We start from the raw sequence: 13,410 nt of genomic DNA, 5'->3' as shown, positions 1-13,410 counted from the left end.
CATGCATTCGATCGCGCAAACCCGCAAGAATCCGCGGTTCATCTGCCCGCAAGGTAGAGCCGCGCTTCCGCTGCCCGGCGGCGGACCAGCCCCGCCATGACCCGCCCGCCGGCATGCTTCCAGCGCGCGAACTCGCTCGCCGCTCCTGTGAAATCGCCTGTGAGGTGGCGACGGAGCAATGTCGAGCGGGGCAGCGCGCCGGTGTTGTAGTGGAAGCTGGCAAGCGCATCGAACTGGTTCTGGCTAGTAGGCGCGTCGCCGATGGCACGCGCCACATCGCTGGCATAGCGCTCCAGATCGCGGGCAAGCCTGGCGTCGCATTCCGCCTGCGACCAGACCGTGCCCGGGCCGATCCCCGCTCCGGTCGCGCCCCAACCGATGGTCCAGGGGTGGCTGCCGGTGCCGGGATCGGGATAGGCCTCGATCAGCCCGTCGCTGCGTCGGCGGGCGCAGCCTTCGAAACGCTTGATCAGCGCGGTCCCTTCGGGGCTTATGGTGTGCGGCTTGGGGAGAGTATCCCCACCTCCATCGCCAAGCGCAGAATCGATGGCGCGGTCAAGCGCCGCCACCTCCGCCCGTTGGAAGCCGCGCCCGAGCATCCGCCTGACCGCGTCGAAAACCGTCTTGCGCTGCATGCTGTCACCTCATTCCAAGCCGAATCGAGGCGCGACAAGTAGGCAGGATGAGGGCGTGTAGGAAAATGGTTTGTGTACAATCGGTGCGTTTCGCACGGAGCCGAGAGGGGGTTGGCGGCGTGTCTCGACTGCGCTCGACACGAACGGGGCATGGCATCCGCGAACATCTCGTCATTGCGAGGAGCCGCAGAAATCCAGCGCGTCGGTCCATGGATTGCCGCGCTCCGCTCACAATGACGGAAAATAGACCCACCGCCCGCTCCGCTCAATCCGTCGAAGGCTGAGATGACAAGAGCTCTTGACTGACAAGATATCTTTACAGTAAAGAACTCTTGTCAGGCAGGAGGTGTGTCGTTGGAAAACCGTTTGAAGGGTTATCGCGAGGAGCAGGGCTGGAGCCAGGGCGAACTGGCCCGCCGGCTCGGCGTTTCGCGCCAGACCATCAACGCGGTCGAGACCGACAAATACGATCCCTCGCTGCCGCTGGCGCTGCGCATGGCCAGGCTGTTCGGCGTGGCGGTGCCCGACCTGTTCATCGATCATTGGGAGCCTGAAGAATGACTGCTCAACCTCAAACAGCCCCGCCGATTCCCCGGAAGAAATCCCTGCTCCGCCGACTGGCCCTGCCCTTGTCGGCGGGCGGGCTCAGCGGGTTTCTCGCCGCGATGGCGTTTCTCGAGTTCGCCGAATTCTCGACCGGCGAAGGGCTGGGCGTCTCGCGCGAGATCGCCGGACTGGTGGGGGTGATTTACATCCTCACCGGGCTGGTGGTGGCGCTGGGCGCGGCGAGGCCGGGGGTCGGGGCGAAGCTGCTCAACGTCGAGGATGCCGACGAGTTGCGCGAAGGCAAGCGGATGCTTGTGCCGAGCTCGGTCGCCATGGTGCTGCTGGGCGGCGCGCTGATCCTGCTGGCGCTAGCCGGTCCCCTGGGCCGCTGGCGCCGGGTCTGAGCGTGGGCGGGGCGGTTCTTATGCTCGCCATTGCGACATGGCTCGGCACCATCGCGCAGCGGCTGACCGACGAGATGCAGCGCGACCTCAACCGCGATGCCACGGCGAGCGCGTTCAGCCTGCTGCTGCTGATCGGCGGCGGCTGGGCCATGCTGGCGCACACCGGCTTTGTGACCGGGCCCGCGCCGCTCGATTGGCTGACGATGTTCTCGGTGGTCCTGCTGCTTGCCACCTTCTGGCAGGCGGGACGTCGCGGATTGATGACCCGCGGTCCCAATTGAAACCGCGGCTGCAACCCTCCCCAAAACCGAAGGGGCGCCCGGATTGCTCCGGACGCCCCCCTCGGTGAAGTCTCGCGTCTATCAGGCGCTGTAATACATGTCGAACTCTACCGCACAGGGCGTGGTCTCCATACGAATGACCTCTTCCCATTTCAGCTCGGCATAGGCGTCGATCTGGTCCTTGGTGAAGACATCGCCCTTGAGCAGGAATTCGTGATCCGCCTCGAGCGCCTCGAGCGCTTCGCGCAAGGAGCCGCAGACGGTCGGCACGTCGGCCAGTTCGGCGGGCGGCAGATCGTAGAGGTTCTTGTCCATCGCCTCGCCCGGGTGGAGCTTGTTCTGGATCCCGTCGAGACCCGCCATCAGCAGCGCGGCATAGGCGAGATAGGGATTGGCCATCGCGTCGGGGAAGCGGAACTCGACCCTTTTGGCCTTCTCGCCCGCGCCATAGGGAATGCGGCAGGAGGCCGAGCGGTTGCGCGCCGAATAGGCAAGCAGCACCGGCGCCTCGAAGCCCGGGACCAGCCGCTTGTAGCTGTTGGTGGTCGGGTTGGTGAAGGCGTTCAGTGCCTTGGCGTGCTTGATGACCCCGGCGATGAAGAACAGGCAGTTCTCCGACAGGCCGGCATATTCATTGCCCGCGAAGGTCGGCTTGCCGCCCGACCAGATCGACATATGCGTGTGCATGCCCGAACCGTTGTCGTCCTTGATCGGCTTGGGCATGAAGGTCGCGGTCTTGCCATAGGCATGGGCGACCTGGTGGACCACATATTTATAGATCTGCATGTTGTCGGCGGTTTCGACCAGCGTCGAATAGGTCAGGCCCAGCTCGTGCTGCGCGGCGGCGACCTCGTGGTGGTGCTTGTCGCAAGGCAGCCCCATCTCGAGCATGGTGGCGACCATCTCGCCGCGAATGTCCGTGGCGGAATCGACCGGGGCGACGGGGAAATAGCCGCCCTTGGCGCGCGGGCGGTGGCCCATGTTGCCGCTCTCGTATTCCTTGCCCGAGTTCGTCGGCAGTTCGATGTCGTCGAGCGAGAATCCCGAACCGGCGTAGCCATCCTCGAAGCGGACGTCGTCGAACATGAAGAACTCGGCCTCGGGTCCGACATAAATCGTGTCGCCGATGCCCGAATTGCCGAGATAGGCCTCAGCCCGCTTGGCGGTGGTGCGCGGATCGCGCGAATACCAGTCGCCGGTCGAGGGTTCGACGATGTCGCAGAACACGATCATGGTCGCCTCGGCGGCGAAGGGATCGAGATAGACCCGCTCGAGATCGGGCTTGAGGATCATGTCGCTCTCGTTGATCACCTTCCAGCCGGCGATCGAGGAACCGTCGAACATCAGCCCGTCCTCGAGCATGTCTTCGTCGAGCGCGCGCGCGACCATGGTTAGATGGTGCCATTTGCCCTTGGGGTCGGTGAAGCGCAGGTCGAGCCAGTCGATGTCTTCGTCGGTCAGCCGTTTGAGGATCTCGCTTGCACTTGCCATCGTCGTGTTCTCCGTATCGATTGAATTGCGTGTCGGGCGCGGGGCCCGGAATGGTTCGGTTCAGATCGCGTCGTCGTCGCGCTCGCCGGTGCGGATGCGCAGCGCGGACTCGATCGGCGAGACGAAGATCTTGCCATCGCCGATCCGCCCGGTCTGCGCGGCATTGGCGATCGCCTCGACGGTGCGCTCGGCAATGGCGTCGGCAACGACCACCTCGAGCTTCACCTTGGGAAGGAAATCGACCACATATTCGGCGCCGCGATAAAGCTCGGTGTGGCCCTTCTGGCGACCGAAACCCTTCGCCTCGGTCACGGTGATGCCCGAGACGCCGACTTCGTGCAGCGCCTCCTTCACCTCGTCCAGCTTGAACGGCTTGATGATCGCCTCGATCTTTTTCACGTGTTGGTCGTCCCCGTCTGTGACCTGGCTACGATCACCCTCGGATATATGTTCCAAGAATCGTGCCAGCCACAAAAGCGAGCCTAGAGCATCGAAGCGGGCGCGCAAGGCCGGTTTGGGGCAAGTTTCGAAAAGCGGAGCGGTGCCAATTGCAAGGGCATTGCGGCGGGCGAGGGGGCTGCCCAAGATCTGGGCAGCGCCTGCCTGCAATTCAGGCAGCAGGCAGTCTCAGCCCGGTGGTCTCGGGCAGGCCGCACATCAGGTTGAGCGACTGGATCGCGGCGCCGCTGGCCCCCTTGCCGAGGTTGTCGAGCCGCGCGACCAGCCGCGCGTGCCAGCCGCCGGGATTGGAAAAGACGAAAAGCTCGAGCTCGTCGGACGGCGGCGCGTTCTGTTCCAGGATCAGCTCGCTCGGCACGTCCCCGCCGCGCACCGTGACGACCGGCGCATCCGCGTAGAATTCGCCAAGCGCGGCGCGCAGCGCGTCGGCGGTCGGCTCGCCCGCCATCGCTCCGAGATGGAGCGGGACCTCGACGATCATGCCACGATAGGCAGGTACGACCGAGGGCGCGAAGATCACGCCGTGCTCCAGCCTGGCATGCGCTTTCATTTCGGGCCCGTGCTTATGCGCCATATCATAGCCATAGGCGCGGAAGGCCGGCGCGCCCTGCGTTTCGAAGCGCTCGATCAGGCTCTTTCCGCCGCCCGAATAGCCGCTGACGGCGTTGACCGTGTAGGGCCAGTCGGCAGGCAGCAGCCCCGCGCGCACCAGCGGCGCCACCAGCGCGAGAAAACCGGTAGGATAGCAGCCCGGATTGCTGACCCTGCGCGCTTCGGCGACACGCTCGCGTCCGACCAGCTCGGGAAAGCCGTAGCACCAGCCCTCGGTAACACGGTGCGCGGAAGACGCGTCGATGACGCGCGTTCCCGCGGCGGGATGGAGCAGTTCCATCGCTTGGCGCGCAGCCTCGTCGGGGAGACAGAGGATGGCGAAATCGGCCTCGTTGAGCGCGTCGCGGCGCGCGGCCTCGTCCTTGCGGCGGCTCTCGTCGAGCTCGATCAGCGTGACGCCGCCGCGCCCCGCCAGCCGCTCGAGGATCTCGAGCCCGGTGGTGCCCGCCGCGCCGTCGACGAAGACGCTATGCGGCATGGTCGTCGTCGGGGATCAGGCTCTCGGCGGGGATATAGCCGCTCGGCCCCTCGGGGCCGCGGCACACCCAGCACCAGCCCCCCGCACAGTCGAGCGCTTCGATCGCGCTGCCGGCGGGAAGGGTCACCAATTCTGCGGAGTCAGCGCGCGGCGCCAGCATCAGCGGCGTGTCCGCATCGCCGATCGTACGGAGTTGCGGGATCACGTAATGAACCGCGAGAAAGCGCTGCGCGAGCGCGATATGCGCCAGATCGGCGCGCAGCGGCAGCGTCCCGGGTTCGGGACGTTCGACAGCACCGGTCAGGCCGACGATCCCGTCGGGCAGGTAATAGGGTGCAGCCTGGCTCACAGCGCGTTCGGGATCCTCGTCGAGGGCATGGCGGGCCGCTTAGCCGCGCGGAGGCCCTGCGGCAAGCATGACGCCTTTGTTACGCACGACGCGAGCCTCGGCGCGTCCGCGCTAGGCGCTCCCATAGCGCTCCTGCAGCATGTGCCAGGCGGCGCGCAAGCCGTAGGCCTCGCCGCCCTTGGGCCGCCCCGGCTTGGGCGCCGGGCGCCAGGCGAAAGTGTCGAAATGCGCCCATTCGAGCCCCTCGCCGACGAATTTGTCGAGGAACAGCCCTGCGACGCTGGCGCCGGCAAAACCGTTGACATGCGCGTTGTTCGTGTCGGCGATGTCCGAATTGAGCCATTCGCCATAGGCTTCGGGCAGCGGCAGCCGCCAGGGTTCGTCGTCATGCGCGCGGCCCGCCGCGATCAGCGCTTCCGCGGTGGCGTCGCGGCGTGTCATCAACGCAGGGTATTCCGGTCCCAGCGCGACGCGCGCCGCGCCGGTCAGCGTGGCGAAATCGATGATCAGATCGGGGTTCTCTTCGCTGACGCGGGTGAGCGCATCGCCTAGCACCAGTCGCCCTTCGGCATCGGTGTTGCCGATCTCGACGGTCAGCCCCTTGCGCGAGGCGAGCACATCGCCCGGGCGGAAGGAATCGCTCGAGATCGCGTTCTCGACCGCTGGGACGAGGCAGTGCAGCCGCACCTTGAGCCCGCCGCCCATGATCAGCCCGGCCAGCGCCAGCGCGTGCGCCGCGCCGCCCATGTCCTTCTTCATCAGCTTCATGCCGCTCGCCGATTTGACATCGAGCCCGCCCGAATCGAAGCACACGCCCTTGCCGACGATGGCGAGAACCGGGTCGCTTTCGCTGCCCCATGTCAGGTGCAGGAGCCGCGGTGCATGCTTGCGCGCCGCCGCGCGGCCCACCGCATGGATCATCGGATAGTCCTGCTCCAGCGCATCGCCGCGCACCACGGTCAGGTCCCCCTTGTGCGTCTTCGCGAGGTGCTCTGCATGCTCCTCGAGCGCGGCGGGACCCATGTCCTCGGCTGGCGTGTTGACGAGGTCGCGCACCAAGCCCACGGCGCGCGCTTCGTCGATTGCGGGGTCGATCTTGCCCGCCTCCTTGGTCAGCAACACCCGCGGACCGGTGGGGCGCTCTGGCTGCTTGTAGCGCTCGAAGGTGTATTGCGCGGTCTGCCAGCCGTGAAGCGCAGGTCCGGGTTCGCCCTCGGCGCGGCGATAGGTGCCCGCGGGCAGATCCTCGGCGAGCTTGGCCATGCACCAGCTCGACAGTTCGGCGGGATTCGCCACCCCGCCCACCGCGAACCAGCCATCGCCATCGGGGACGATCGCGGTCTGGTAGCCGCCGCCTTCGAATTTCTGCGCTTCGAGCGCGCTGCGCTGGCCGTTGGAGAGCTGCTTCGCCCAGGCTTCGAACCCGTCGCGGGCGACGAGATGGATGGAAATCGCGTCCTGTCCGCGATCCGGCTGGATCAAGTCGATGGTTTCGGCCATTGTGCGGCTGTCCCTGTTTTGTGTTTTGCCCATGGCAAAGGAATGCGAATGAACCCGCGCCTGTTCCTGATTGCGGCCCTGCTGTCGAGTGCCGCGTGTTCCGACGCGGCTGAGATGGAGGAGCGGGTCGGCGCTTCCGCCCAGGCCGGTGCTGCCGCAACGCCGCCGGCTCCGCCGGGGACCGAGCCGGGCGAAGGCCGCGCCATCGCCGAAAGCACCGAGGATTACGAATTCGAATATTCCTGGCCCGTCGAGGCCAATTCGATCCCCGCGCTGGCGACGCTGTTGCAAGGCCGGGCGGACAAGGCGCGCACCGAACTGGTGGGCGCGGTGCGCGAGGACCGCGCGGCGGCGGCGGAGGCCGACTATCCGTTTCGCCCGCATAGCTTCTCGGGCGAATGGCAGGTGGTGGCGGATATTCCCGGCTGGCTCAGCCTGTCGGGCACCATCTCGACCTATGCCGGCGGCGCGCATCCCAACACCGGCTTCGACAGCTTGTTGTGGGACAAGCGGGCGGGGGTAGCCCGCGATCCGCTCGACCTGTTCCGCAGCCCGCAGAATTTCCAGAATGCGATCGCGCGGCGGTTCTGCGAGCAGCTCGATGCCGAACGGGCCGAGCGGCGCGGCGAACCCGTCGATCCCGACGCCGACGACTATTTCAGCGACTGCCCCGGGGTGGAGGAGATCACGGTACTGCTGGGATCCTCCAACGATCGCACCTTCGATCGCATCGGCGTTCTGGTGATGCCCTATGTCGCGGGACCCTATGCAGAGGGTTCGTACGAATTCGACCTCCCGGTCGACACCGCGCTGCTCGACGCGGTGAAGCCGGATTACGCGAAGGCCTTCTCGCTGGGGCCGCAGAATTAGCCGCCTTCAAGAGGACCGCCGCAGCAAAACCTCGCAATCGGGCGCATCGGTCGCTACATCGCGGCCATGACCGAATATCAGACCATCGACGGCACCGAGACCGTCCTTCGCGACGGCACGATCAAGCTCCATGGCGAGGAGGGCTTCGCCGGCATGCGCCGCGCGGGTCAGCTTGCGGCATCCATTCTCGACGAGATCGCCCCCATGGTGCAGCCGGGTGTTTCCACCGCGGCGATCGACGACAAGGTGCGCGAGCTCACGCTCGACGGCGGCGCGGTGCCCGCGACCATGGGCTATCGCGGCTATGCACACAGCTGCTGCATCTCGATCAACCACGTCATCTGCCACGGCATTCCGAGCGAGAAGTTGCTGAAGGAGGGCGACATCGTCAATATCGACGTCACCCCGCTGCTCGACGGCTGGCACGGCGACACCAGCCGGATGTTCTTCGCCGGCGAACCGCCGCTGAAAGCGCGGCGGCTGGTCGAGGTGACCTATGAATGCCTGATGCTGGGGATCGCGGCGGCGCAGCCCGGCGCCCGGCTGGGCGATATCGGCGCGGCGATCGAGGCGCATGCCAGCCAGTACCGCTACGGCGTGGTGCGCGAATTCTGCGGCCACGGGCTCGGCCGCTTGTTCCACGACGCGCCCGAGGTGATCCATGCCGCGAAGGCGGGCACCGGGCCGGTGCTCAAGCCGGGGATGTTCTTCACCATCGAACCGATGATCAACCTCGGCCGTCCACACGCCAAGCTGCTCAACGACGGCTGGACCGCGGTGACCCGCGACAAGAGCCTTTCGGCGCAGTTCGAGCACTCGCTGGGCATCACCGAGACCGGCAACGAGATCTTCACCCAGAGCGCCAGGGGCCTGCACCAGCCGCCTTACGCGTGAGGGCTTGGTTGGATGGTGTAGCGGCGGGTTTTATCGCTGCGCTGGTGGCGGGGTAGTGACCGCTATTGGGTGGGAAACGGACGTTTATAGGACCGGATTCGTCTGAACCCAGATTTGCGGAACACCTCGCTCTCGCGCCCACTCTGTCGCTGCGGCGAGTGCCGCCTCCAACGTAATATCGCTTTCTGCTAAGGAGGCATAAAACACGCCCTCGCCCGAGGCCTTGAAACCGTAGCCAGTGCCGAAGAAGCGACCATCATCGCTCGCCTCGACGATAAGCCACGCATCCTCGTCAGCTACTTCTGGCATTTGCTCATTGGGCTGGAGATAAATGTATTCGACCATCGTGAAGCTTCTCTCACGTTTTCGCAGATGACCGCAACGGGTCGGTACCTGCCAGGCGGCTAATGGCGTAGGACCGCGGCAAGCAGCCGTTCTTGGCCGGCGGCTGCCCGTGGTGACATGATCCTCAGAAATCGAAGCGCCGCCCTCACCTCTCGTCGCCCCGGGCTTGACCCGGGGTCCCGCTTCCCTCGTTGCGAGGAACGCAGGGGCGACGCAATCGAGGGCGTAACGTCGCGGCTGAGCGACTGTGTTGGTGCCGGGCGGCAAGCTTCGGCCATGGATTGCCGCGCCGCCTGCGGCGGCTCGCAATGACGAGGGGATGGGTTTGTCCACGGAGGCAGCGGGACCCCGGGTCGGCCCCGGGGCGACGAAATGGGGGAGTGCCGCAGCTGGGTCGTCAGCCGGCAATCCGGTTTTAGGAAGCTGGCTGGATTTCCGGCCCCGCGTTTCACCCGCAACACTCCCTCTCGACCTAAACCCAAGGCACTCCCAGCCGCACGAGCCGGTCGATTTTCTCGCGGGTGATGCCCCAGGCGGCGGGATCGACTTCCGCGACGATGGCACTGCCCGAGCGTTCGTCGCCCGCGACGACCAGCTCGTTGCGGGTGAACCTGCGCTGGCGGGTCGAGTAGAAGGCCAGCACCTTCGGCCGGGTCGAATTGCGGCCGCCTTCGATCACGACCCCGAGCCGGTCGTCGCATAATTGCACCACGGCGCCGAGCGGGAACACGCCGATGCTCACCATGAAGGCCGAGAGGATCTGCGGGTCGAAATGCCCCGCCCATTGCCGCATCCGCGTGATCGCATCCAGCGGCGTCCAGGCGTCCTTGTAGGGGCGGTTGGAGGTCACCGCGTCGTAGACATCGCAGATCGCGCCCATTCTGGCCGCGCGGCTGACCTGCGCGCCGCGAAGCCCGTGCGGGTAGCCCGTTCCGTCGATCTTCTCGTGGTGATGCTGGCAGACATCCAACGCGGTTGCCGGAAGATTGTCGACCTCGCCGAGCAGGCGATAGCCCTCCAGCGCATGCGTCTTGGCCAGGACGTATTCTTCCTCGGTCAGCTTGCCCGGCTTGTTGAGCACTTCTGCCGGGACCATCACCTTGCCGATGTCGTGGAGCAGGCCCGCAGTCCCCAGATCGGCGGCAGACTGCTCGTCGATCCCGAGCTGGCGGGCCAGATTGACCATCAGCGCGCAGACCGCGACCGAGTGCAGATAGGTGTATTCGTCCTTCTTCTTGAGCCGCAGGACCTTGAGCAAAGCGTGGCGATTGTTCTCGATCGAGGTGACGACCTCCTCGACGACGCTCGTGACGGCGCGCGATTCGATCGCCTTGCCCAGCCGGGCCGAATCGAACACGCCGCGGACGACGTCGCGGGCGCGGTTGACGACCTGCGTCGCGGCGGCTGTCTTCTCGTTCGGGGTGCGGGTGTCTTCGGCCGGGCTCTCGGCCCAGGCCTGCGCCGGGAGCGGCAGATCGGCACCTTTCGAGGTATCGATCAGGAGCGTCGAGATGTCGCTGCGCAGCACTGTCGCCAGGTCGCTTTCGCGCTGGAGCAGGAAATTGCGGCTCCAGAACGGGTGATCGAACCACGATCCGTCGAAGGCATGGATATACATGCCCACCCGCAGCTGTTCGCTTGGTATGCGTCTCAGCGTCATGCCGCTTCCTCCGCCCGCCCGATGCTACGCGAATCCAAGACCCTTCGCTCCAATAGAACTTCGATATCGGCATTATAGAGCGCTCGGCGGCACGCGCGGGCGATCCGGTTGAAAGAGACGCATGGCGGATTATCTATTGCGCGAGCATCGCTTGGCGGGTGCGACCCGCACGCCGCCAATCCGCCTTCGAACCGAGAAGGTGATTTCTGGATCTACTGGAGTTTGCTATGAAAGTTCTCGTGGCCGGAGCTACCGGCAAAACCGGGTTGCGGCTCGTCGGCGAACTCGCCTCGCGCGGGCACGAACCGGTGGCGCTGGTCCGCGAAAGCTCGGACACCGCCGCTCTGCCCGAGGGCACCCAGCAGCGAAACGGCGATCTCACCGATCTGCAGGACGATGTCTGCGCCGGCTGCGATGCGGTCGTGTTTGCGGCGGGCTCGGGCGGGGATACCGGCGCCGACATGACCGACAAGGTCGACCGCAACGGAGCCAAGCGCCTGATCGACATCGCGGCGAAGTCCGGGGTGAAGCGCTTCGTGATGCTGAGCAGCATCGGCACCGACGATCCGCCGGAAGACGGCGAGCTGGCGCATTATTTCCAGGCCAAGCATGAAGCGGACGAGCACCTCAAGGCCTCGGGACTGGACTATGCGATCGTCAGGCCGGTCGCCCTGACCGAGGCGGATGGCAACCGCGACATCCGCTTCGGCGAGGACGTCGACCCGCAAGGCAAGGCCGCACGAGGCGATGTCGCCTTCGTGCTCGCCAATGCGGTCGAGAGCGGAGAATGGCTGGGCAGAACCGCCACGATGGAGAGCGTTTAGAGCTCCAACGACCCCGATTGGGTCGCCGACCACTGTTCCCGGTGACCTACGCGCCAGAATGATTGCGCCAGAATGACCGCGGACGATCCGGTTGAAGGAAATTCATGGTGAAGATTAGCCCCGTGAAAAGGGCTGAGGCCGGCTTGGGGGCAGGAGGTGCCAAACGCCGTGCGGCAGTCTTTTCATTGATCTTGGTCAGTCGACAATAACCCTATTCGAATTTGGAAGACGCGCTCTGTCCGGAGGATATCTGCCTCAGGAACACCTTCTTAATCAATTCGCGCGATGTCTGCGCTGAATTGGTTGCAGAGGGGCGAACTTGACGATGATACTCACGATCCGTGCGCACAAGCGGTATTCGGTTCGACATGTCGTCGAGCTGCTCGGCGCGCTCGACGGCAATCGTCGCAGCGGGTTGATGATCGAATTGTCGAGCGAGGGATGCCGGATCAGCGGGCTCGGGGGCTGCGGCCTTGCGCCCGGCGACGCGGTGGCCGTCGTCTGCGAGGGGATGGAACTAGCCGGTCGCATTTGTTGGGTGCATTCGGGCATCGCCGGGGTGCGCCTCGACCGGCCGCTGACCGCACGCGAATTGAGCGCGCAGCTAGCCAGCCTGCGCGGCGAAGCATCGCGACCGGATACAACGGCTTGGGGAGAGCCGGTCGCGCGTCGACGCGCCTGACGACTGTTCGCGGCCTGTCGCGGCGACGCAATCAAGGCGCTGTGACCAAACGCACCCGCTGAACCCATCTGCGCTTCGCCGCTTTCCGCCTTGCCATCGCTCGCTCGCGCGGCTTTCAGGGCGGCATGCTGTCCGTCACTCCCGATGTTGCGCTTCTGATCCTCGGCATCCTGCTGCTCACCACGGTTTTCGCCGGGTCGCTGTCGAGCCGGTTCGGCCTGCCGGCGCTGATCGGCTTTCTCGCGCTGGGGATGTTGGCCGGAGTGGACGGTCCTGGCGGCATCGCCTTCGGCGATTACGCGCTGACGCAGGGCATCGGCGTTGCCTGTTTGATCTTCATCCTGTTTTCGGGCGGACTCGACACCGACTGGCGCGACGTCAAGCGTGTGCTATCGCCAGCATTGGTGCTGGCGACGCTGGGGGTGCTGCTCAGCGCGGGCATCACAGCTGGAGCGGCGGTCTATCTGCTCGGGCTCGAGCCGCTGCAGGGCTTTCTGCTCGGCGCGGTGGTAGCCTCGACCGATGCCGCCGCGGTCTTCGCGATCCTGCGCTCGAGCGGGCTCGACCTGCATGGCGAGGTGCCCGCGCTGATCGAGGTGGAATCGGGTTCCAACGACCCGATGGCGATCTTCCTCGTCGGCGCCGCGATCCTGTTCATCGCCACCCCGGGGGCGTCGCCGCTGTCGCTGGTGCCCGATTTCGCGGTGCAGATGGCGATGGGTGCGGTCATCGGGCTCGGAGTGGGCTATCTGCTTCCCGAAGTGCTCAAGCGCTCCAATTTCTACCACGGCGGGCTGGCCTTCGTGATCTCGATCGCCGGCGCGCTGATCGCCTATGGCCTGGCGCAGCTGCTCGGCGGCAACGGCTTTCTCGCCGCCTATCTGGCGGGGCTGGTCGCGGGCAACCGCACCTACAAGGCCCGGCTGATCGTCTCGACCTTCCAGGACGGGATGGCCTGGCTGGCGCAGGTGGTGATGTTCCTCACGCTCGGCCTGCTGGTGGCGCCGACCAACCTGCTCGACGTCGCGCTGCCGGGGCTGGCGATCGCGTTCATCCTGATGTTCGTCGCCCGGCCGCTGAGCGTGTTCATCTGTCTCGCACCCTTCCGCCGTTTCGGCTGGCGCGCCAAGCTGTTCGTGTCCTGGGCGGGCCTGCGCGGCGCGGTGCCGATCGTGCTCGCGACCTTCCCGATGGTGGCCGGGATCCCCGGCGCCTTCACCATCTTCAACGTGGTGTTCTTCGTGGTGCTGGTGTCGAGCGTGATCCAGGGACCGAGCATCAACTGGATGGCTGCACGGCTGGGGATCGGCGGGCGCGCGGTGCGCAAGGGGATGGAGGGGGTCGGCGAACCGCTCGCCGAGCCGGCGCCCAAGAGCTGAC

16 protein-coding genes are annotated in these 13,410 nt (G+C 65.9%); 8 read left to right on the top strand and 8 right to left on the bottom strand.

What is annotated here, in order from left to right:
• Positions 1–38: 38 nt before the first annotated feature.
• Positions 39–635, bottom strand: coding sequence for a lysozyme (locus tag ACQ5J0_RS01235; RefSeq protein WP_462568714.1), 597 nt, complete (start codon positions 633–635; stop codon positions 39–41).
• 354 nt (positions 636–989) lie between these two features.
• Between ACQ5J0_RS01235 and ACQ5J0_RS01230 the strand changes: the two genes are divergently transcribed.
• The 3 genes from ACQ5J0_RS01230 to ACQ5J0_RS01220 are packed head-to-tail and all read left to right on the top strand — an operon-like array spanning position 990 to position 1,866.
• Positions 990–1,196, top strand: a complete 207-nt coding sequence (locus ACQ5J0_RS01230) for a helix-turn-helix transcriptional regulator (protein WP_454598709.1) — start codon at positions 990–992, stop codon at positions 1,194–1,196.
• Complete coding sequence (locus ACQ5J0_RS01225) at positions 1,193–1,585, top strand: hypothetical protein (protein WP_462568713.1); 393 nt, start codon at positions 1,193–1,195, stop codon at positions 1,583–1,585. Before ACQ5J0_RS01230 ends, ACQ5J0_RS01225 begins: the two co-directional genes overlap by 4 nt.
• A 20-nt stretch (positions 1,586–1,605) precedes the next feature.
• The gene (locus tag ACQ5J0_RS01220) at positions 1,606–1,866 is read left to right on the top strand and encodes a hypothetical protein (RefSeq protein WP_462568712.1); all 261 of its coding nucleotides are present in this window, start codon (positions 1,606–1,608) and stop codon (positions 1,864–1,866) included.
• Positions 1,867–1,947: 81 nt separating this feature from the next.
• Here ACQ5J0_RS01220 and glnA read toward each other — a convergent pair whose 3' ends face one another.
• From glnA to ACQ5J0_RS01195, 5 genes are all read right to left on the bottom strand, one after another.
• A complete protein-coding gene (glnA, locus tag ACQ5J0_RS01215; protein ID WP_462568711.1) occupies positions 1,948–3,357 on the bottom strand; it encodes a type I glutamate--ammonia ligase in 1,410 nt (469 codons plus the stop codon).
• Positions 3,358–3,417: 60 nt separating this feature from the next.
• Complete coding sequence (locus tag ACQ5J0_RS01210; RefSeq protein WP_462568710.1) at positions 3,418–3,756, bottom strand: P-II family nitrogen regulator; 339 nt, start codon at positions 3,754–3,756, stop codon at positions 3,418–3,420.
• A gap of 211 nt (positions 3,757–3,967) precedes the next feature.
• A complete protein-coding gene (gene argC / locus ACQ5J0_RS01205; RefSeq protein ID WP_462568709.1) occupies positions 3,968–4,906 on the bottom strand; it encodes an N-acetyl-gamma-glutamyl-phosphate reductase in 939 nt (312 codons plus the stop codon).
• Positions 4,896–5,255 (bottom strand): hypothetical protein, encoded by a 360-nt coding sequence (locus ACQ5J0_RS01200; protein WP_462568708.1) that lies wholly within the window; start codon positions 5,253–5,255, stop codon positions 4,896–4,898. Before ACQ5J0_RS01200 ends, argC begins: the two co-directional genes overlap by 11 nt.
• A gap of 111 nt (positions 5,256–5,366) precedes the next feature.
• Entirely contained in the window at positions 5,367–6,755 is a 1,389-nt protein-coding gene (locus ACQ5J0_RS01195) for a leucyl aminopeptidase family protein (protein WP_462568707.1), read from the bottom strand.
• Between the two features lie 48 nt (positions 6,756–6,803).
• Here ACQ5J0_RS01195 and ACQ5J0_RS01190 point away from each other — a divergent pair, with 48 nt between their 5' ends.
• Positions 6,804–7,625, top strand: coding sequence for a DUF4163 domain-containing protein (locus ACQ5J0_RS01190; protein WP_462568706.1), 822 nt, complete (start codon positions 6,804–6,806; stop codon positions 7,623–7,625).
• Positions 7,626–7,691: 66 nt separating this feature from the next.
• Entirely contained in the window at positions 7,692–8,519 is an 828-nt protein-coding gene (map, locus tag ACQ5J0_RS01185) for a type I methionyl aminopeptidase (RefSeq protein ID WP_462568705.1), read from the top strand.
• Positions 8,520–8,603: 84 nt separating this feature from the next.
• Here map and ACQ5J0_RS01180 read toward each other — a convergent pair whose 3' ends face one another.
• Positions 8,604–8,864 carry a hypothetical protein gene (locus ACQ5J0_RS01180; protein WP_462568704.1) on the bottom strand — a complete coding sequence of 87 codons (261 nt, stop codon included), beginning with the start codon at positions 8,862–8,864 and terminating at the stop codon, positions 8,604–8,606.
• A 472-nt stretch (positions 8,865–9,336) separates the two neighbouring features.
• The gene (locus ACQ5J0_RS01175; protein ID WP_462568703.1) at positions 9,337–10,524 is read right to left on the bottom strand and encodes an HD-GYP domain-containing protein; all 1,188 of its coding nucleotides are present in this window, start codon (positions 10,522–10,524) and stop codon (positions 9,337–9,339) included.
• Positions 10,525–10,751: 227 nt separating this feature from the next.
• Between ACQ5J0_RS01175 and ACQ5J0_RS01170 the strand changes: the two genes are divergently transcribed.
• The 3 genes from ACQ5J0_RS01170 to ACQ5J0_RS01160 all read left to right on the top strand — a co-directional run bounded on the left by ACQ5J0_RS01170 (position 10,752) and on the right by ACQ5J0_RS01160 (position 13,409).
• On the top strand, positions 10,752–11,348 hold the full coding sequence (locus ACQ5J0_RS01170) for an SDR family oxidoreductase (protein ID WP_462568702.1): 597 nt from the start codon (positions 10,752–10,754) through the stop codon (positions 11,346–11,348).
• Positions 11,349–11,673: 325 nt separating this feature from the next.
• Complete coding sequence (locus ACQ5J0_RS01165; RefSeq protein ID WP_462568701.1) at positions 11,674–12,030, top strand: PilZ domain-containing protein; 357 nt, start codon at positions 11,674–11,676, stop codon at positions 12,028–12,030.
• 125 nt (positions 12,031–12,155) lie between these two features.
• Positions 12,156–13,409, top strand: a complete 1,254-nt coding sequence (locus tag ACQ5J0_RS01160; RefSeq protein WP_462568700.1) for a potassium/proton antiporter — start codon at positions 12,156–12,158, stop codon at positions 13,407–13,409.
• Position 13,410: the final 1 nt, after the last annotated feature.

The sequence above is a fragment of the Qipengyuania sp. SM2512 genome (assembly GCF_054954005.1).
This window is presented reverse-complemented; position numbering and strand designations above follow the sequence as displayed.